Origin of the sequence: Bacillus sp. NPDC057893 (assembly GCF_042796455.1) — a bacterium.
GTDB lineage: Bacteria > Bacillota > Bacilli > Bacillales > Bacillaceae_G > Bacillus_A.
On the sequence record NZ_JBHVNG010000001.1, the window covers coordinates 143,956 to 148,788 of the forward strand.

The 4,833-nt window shown below is 43.5% G+C and carries 6 protein-coding genes and 1 pseudogene; 5 read left to right on the forward strand and 2 right to left on the reverse strand.

Features of this window, described 5'->3' with window-relative positions; all coding sequences use genetic code 11:
- Positions 1–262, reverse strand: a pseudogene (locus ACFVQC_RS00865) (spore germination protein); the annotation flags it as partial.
- A 153-nt stretch (positions 263–415) separates the two neighbouring features.
- Here ACFVQC_RS00865 and ACFVQC_RS00870 point away from each other — a divergent pair.
- Positions 416–1,540, forward strand: coding sequence for a homoserine O-acetyltransferase family protein (locus ACFVQC_RS00870; protein ID WP_377890821.1), 1,125 nt, complete (start codon positions 416–418; stop codon positions 1,538–1,540).
- Between the two features lie 48 nt (positions 1,541–1,588).
- Here ACFVQC_RS00870 and ACFVQC_RS00875 read toward each other — a convergent pair whose 3' ends face one another.
- A complete protein-coding gene (locus ACFVQC_RS00875) occupies positions 1,589–1,771 on the reverse strand; it encodes a hypothetical protein (RefSeq protein WP_002145301.1) in 183 nt (60 codons plus the stop codon).
- Positions 1,772–1,970: 199 nt separating this feature from the next.
- Here ACFVQC_RS00875 and ACFVQC_RS00880 point away from each other — a divergent pair, with 199 nt between their 5' ends.
- The 4 genes from ACFVQC_RS00880 to ACFVQC_RS00895 form a co-directional block, all read left to right on the forward strand.
- Entirely contained in the window at positions 1,971–2,276 is a 306-nt protein-coding gene (locus tag ACFVQC_RS00880) for a rhodanese-like domain-containing protein (protein WP_377890823.1), read from the forward strand.
- 76 nt (positions 2,277–2,352) lie between these two features.
- Positions 2,353–2,577 carry a spore germination protein gene (locus tag ACFVQC_RS00885; protein ID WP_002145303.1) on the forward strand — a complete coding sequence of 75 codons (225 nt, stop codon included), beginning with the start codon at positions 2,353–2,355 and terminating at the stop codon, positions 2,575–2,577.
- A gap of 20 nt (positions 2,578–2,597) precedes the next feature.
- On the forward strand, positions 2,598–2,921 hold the full coding sequence (locus ACFVQC_RS00890) for a hypothetical protein (RefSeq protein ID WP_219920584.1): 324 nt from the start codon (positions 2,598–2,600) through the stop codon (positions 2,919–2,921).
- A 171-nt stretch (positions 2,922–3,092) separates the two neighbouring features.
- Positions 3,093–4,833: beta strand repeat-containing protein (locus ACFVQC_RS00895; protein ID WP_377897213.1), on the forward strand; the 1,741-nt coding region annotated here is incomplete at its 3' end.

Genomic DNA, 4,833 nt, shown 5'->3' on the forward strand with positions numbered 1-4,833 from the left:
GAGAAGAATCCTCTTGTTTAGAATTTTGCTGCTTGTTTTGAGAAGAATCTTCTTGCTTAGAATTTTGCTGCTTGTCTTGAGAAGAATCCTCTTGTTTAGAATTTTGCTGCTTGTCTTGAGAAGAAGCAGCAGTTTGTTCCTTACTTTTTGGCTCGTCATTCTTATCTTTGGTATGTTCCTTTTGATCATCAGACTGTTTTTCCGAATCAGCTGTCTCTTTTGTATTTGAGTTTTTTTTCTTACGTAACCAATTCCAAATCATATGTATGCCCTCTTTGATTGTGTAATATAGTGCTATTTTGTGGCTAATTTTGTATATTATTCATTTATTTATGAAAAGAAGAAGGAGAATGCTTTCCGCAGAAAAAAATCCTTTAGTAAGGAGTTCATAATATGACGGGAAGAAGGCGAGTCAATGCAAATTGTAAAGAAGGAGAAGTTTGTTTTAAAAGAGTTTATTTTTGAAAATGGTAGGGGAATTCCTGTTCAAATGGGGTATGAGACGTATGGTGCTTTAAATAGAGAAAGGTCAAATGCGATTTTGGTTTGCCATTATTTTAGTGCAACGAGTCACGCGGCAGGAAAATATACAGAGCATGATGAGGAAGCTGGTTGGTGGGATGGATTAATTGGACCTGGGAAAGCAATTGATACAAATAAATATTTCGTTATATGTACTGATAACCTTTGTAATGTACAGGTGAAGAACCCTTACGTGATTACAACGGGACCAAAATCGATAAATCCGATGACTGGTTTTGAGTATGCGATGGATTTTCCAGTTTTCACATTTTTAGATGTAGCACGTATGCAATATGAGTTAATAAAAGATATGGGCATTTCTAGATTACATGCTGTAATGGGACCTTCGGCAGGTGGGATGATTGCGCAGCAATGGGCTGTCCACTATCCTCATATGGTAGAACGAATGATTGGAGTTATTACGAATCCACAAAATCCAATTATAACGTCGGGAAATGTAGCGCAAAATGCAATTGAAGCAATTCAGCTTGATCCAAATTGGAAAGGTGGAAAGTACGGAGAGGAGCAACCAACGAAGGGGCTTCATTTAGCGAATAAAATGATGTTTATGAACGCATTTGATGAACATTTTTATGAAAAGGCATTCCCGCGGAACAGTATAGAAATGGTACCTTATCAACAATTTTCTGCATTAACATCATTTGAGAAAGAAATAAATAAAGTGACATGTAAAAGTATAGATTTAGTAGATGCAAATTCATGGATGTATACTACAAAAGCGGTCTTATTACATGATATTGCATATGGATTTTCTTCCTTAGAAGAGGCTCTTTCTAAGATTGAAGCGAATGTACTCATGATTCCATGCAAACAAGATTTACTTCAGCCGCCTCGTTCCAATTATAAAATGGTAGAAATTTTGCAAAAGCAGGGGAAGTATGCAGAAGTATATGAGATAGAAAGTATAAATGGGCATATGGCAGGAGCGTTAGATGTTCATTTATTTGAAAAGAAAGTTTATGAGTTTTTAAATCGGAAAGTATCTAGTTTTGTGTAGGAAATAATTAATGTGAAAAGGTGCATGATTTATAGTAGGCACCTTTTTTTACATGATTTGCAGACGGAAAATATATGAAGCGATTGATAAACCGAAGAAAGCTATACTAAGTAATAGAAATAAGAATGACATTTCTTGAGGGGATTTTATCTTTTTATTATTTTTCATACTAAGAGCAATAACTGCAAAAACTAAGAAAATGATGCCCGTAATGAAAAGAAAAAGTGTCATTTTAACTGGCTCCTTTCATCAAACAAGTATATTGAGGATACAATGCGCCAGTTATGTTTGTAAAGAATAAGTTTTGCGGGAAAATTGAGAAATAAATGTTCCATTCTTTGCGTTCCTTCCTTCGCGTGCTAAAATTGATGAGCAATGTTTGTTTAAAGAAGAAACTGAAGGTTTTATTGTATATAAGGAGGAACTACATATGACAGAAGTAAAAACAATTACTACAGAAGAAGTGCAAGAGCGTTTAGAAAATGGAGAAACATTATTTTTAGTAGATGTAAGGGAAGATGAAGAAGTAGCGACAGGGAAAATTCCGGAAGCTGTACATATTAAAATGGGCGATATTCCAAATAAAGTAGATTTCTTTGAGAAAGAGAATGAATATATCTTTATTTGCCGTTCGGGAATGCGTAGTGAAAATGTATGCCATTATTTAAATGAGCAAGGATTTAAAACAGCGAATATGGTTGGCGGTATGCTTCAATATGAAGGTGAAACTAAATAATCAGCTAAAAAAACTTGAAACGTGTGTGTTTCAAGTTTTTTTCTTTTGCATACAGTGTATAAAAGGGGGAGGCGAAATGGGAATTAACATGCGTAAAGTAAAAATTATTAATAATACAGGAGCTGTTAATGTCGGCGACTGTTATAATATCTCACCTTTAGCTGTGGCAAAAATATACGCCGGTGCTGGAGGATCAAGTACGGCTATTTTTTTAAATGGGAAGCGGCAGCCAGAAGCGGTGATTAGAACGTCAGTATTTCTTCCACCGTTAGCGACGAGTACACGTACATTAGGTTCGTAAAGGAGAGGTAGAGTGTAAGTATGCCAGCACGTATAAAAGAGTTTATTATCGTTAATAACACTGGGAATATATTTACGGGTGATAATTTGAGGGATACTTCGTTTACTGCCTCGAAATCGTATAGTGGTTCAACGGGTTGCACTTGGATTGATGTTGTTACAGTAATAGGGACGGAGACGAAGCTTTGTTTACAGCCGGGGGATTCTGTGACGACAACATATACGAGAGGTATTTCTGCTAGTACTTTAACAGGAGGGAATACGGGCCAAAGTGCAAATGCGTCGAGTACTACGCAAGCAGCACCAAATACAGATAATACAGATTCAGTTGCAGGACTCCCCTAAGGCATAGGGGAGTTTTTATTTAGAAGAAGAACTTGTGTTACATAAAAATGGCAGGAATTGTTTTAAAAGTAGTATTGGAGACAGCTTTAGAAAATACAATTCAAATGGAAGGTGAATTTTTATATAGAACATATTTTGCAGCTGTAGTTTGCTTTTGAGGGGGTGGAAGTGGTGGAAAAAAATGATGGAAAACAAAAAATACAAGCGTCGATAAATTCTAATTTTAAAATATCGCCAGATCTTGTCGGCCCAACTTTTCCTCCAGTGCCAACTGGAATGACAGGGATAACAGGGGCGACAGGAAGTACGGGAGCGACAGGAAGTACAGGTCCAACCGGAAGTACGGGTGCAGCGGGAGATACAGGTCCGACAGGAAATACAGGAGCAACGGGAAGTACAGGAGTGACAGGCCCGACAGGAAATACAGGAGCAACGGGAAGCACGGGTCCGACAGGAAATACAGGAGCCACAGGAAGTACGGGTCCGACAGGAAATACAGGAGCCACAGGAAGTACGGGTCCAACAGGAAATACGGGAGCAACGGGAAGCACGGGAGCAACAGGAGTCACAGGTGCAACCGGAAGTACTGGAACAACGGGAGATACAGGTCCGACAGGAAATACAGGAGCAACGGGAAGTACAGGAGTGACAGGAAACACCGGTCCAACGGGAAGTACGGGATCAACCGGAAATACGGGAGCAACGGGAAGCACAGGCCCGACAGGAAACACTGGTTCAACCGGCCCAACGGGAGATACAGGTCCAACTGGAAATACAGGAGCCACAGGAAGTACGGGAGCCACAGGAAGTACGGGAGTAACAGGAGATACAGGTCCAACCGGAGATACAGGAGCAACGGGAAGCACAGGAGTGACAGGAAACACCGGTCCAACGGGAAGTACAGGAGCAACCGGAAGCACAGGCTCAACGGGAGATACAGGTCCGACTGGAAATACAGGAGCGACAGGAAGCACAGGTCCAACAGGAAGTACGGGAGCAACGGGAAGTACAGGAGTGACAGGAAACACCGGTCCAACGGGAAGTACGGGAGCCACAGGAAGCACGGGCCCAACCGGAAATACAGGTCCAACAGGAAGTACGGGAGCAACGGGAAGCACAGGAGTGACAGGAAACACTGGTCCAACCGGAAATACGGGAGCAACGGGAGATACAGGTCCAACGGGAAGTACGGGAGCCACAGGAGTGACGGGCCCGACCGGAAATACGGGCCCAACGGGAGATACAGGTCCAACTGGAAATACAGGAGCCACAGGAAGTACGGGAGTAACTGGAAATACAGGTCCAACAGGAAATACGGGAGCAACGGGAAGCACAGGCTCGACAGGAAGTACGGGAGCAACCGGAAATACAGGCCCGACAGGAAGTACGGGAGCAACCGGAAATACAGGATCAACGGGAAGCACCGGCCCAACGGGAAGTACGGGACCAACAGGAAACACGGGAGCGACGGGAAGCACAGGTCCGACGGGAAGTACAGGAGCGACGGGAAGTACGGGACCGACAGGAGTGACAGGTCCGACCGGAAATACAGGAGTAACCGGAAGTACAGGAGTAACCGGAAGTACGGGAGCAACGGGAAGCACAGGAGCGACGGGAAGCACCGGCCCAACGGGAAGTACGGGACCAACAGGAAACACGGGAGCGACGGGAAGCACAGGTCCGACGGGAAGTACAGGAGCAACGGGAAGTACAGGAGCAACGGGAAGTACAGGAGCAACGGGAAGCACCGGCCCAACGGGAGGTACAGGAGCAACGGGAAGTACAGGAGCAACGGGAAGCACGGGAGCAACGGGAAGCACCGGCCCAACGGGAAGTACGGGACCAACAGGAAACACGGGAGCGACGGGAAGCACAGGTCCGACGGGAAGTACAGGAGCAACGGGAAGTACGT

Coding starts and splice junctions, on each gene's coding strand:
- ACFVQC_RS00870 (WP_377890821.1), top strand. CDS start 416: ATGCAAATTGTAAAGAAGGAGAAGTTTGTTTTAAAAGAGTTTATTTTT.
- ACFVQC_RS00880 (WP_377890823.1), top strand. CDS start 1,971: ATGACAGAAGTAAAAACAATTACTACAGAAGAAGTGCAAGAGCGTTTA.
- ACFVQC_RS00875 (WP_002145301.1), bottom strand. CDS start 1,771: ATGACACTTTTTCTTTTCATTACGGGCATCATTTTCTTAGTTTTTGCA.
- ACFVQC_RS00885 (WP_002145303.1), top strand. CDS start 2,353: ATGGGAATTAACATGCGTAAAGTAAAAATTATTAATAATACAGGAGCT.
- ACFVQC_RS00890 (WP_219920584.1), top strand. CDS start 2,598: ATGCCAGCACGTATAAAAGAGTTTATTATCGTTAATAACACTGGGAAT.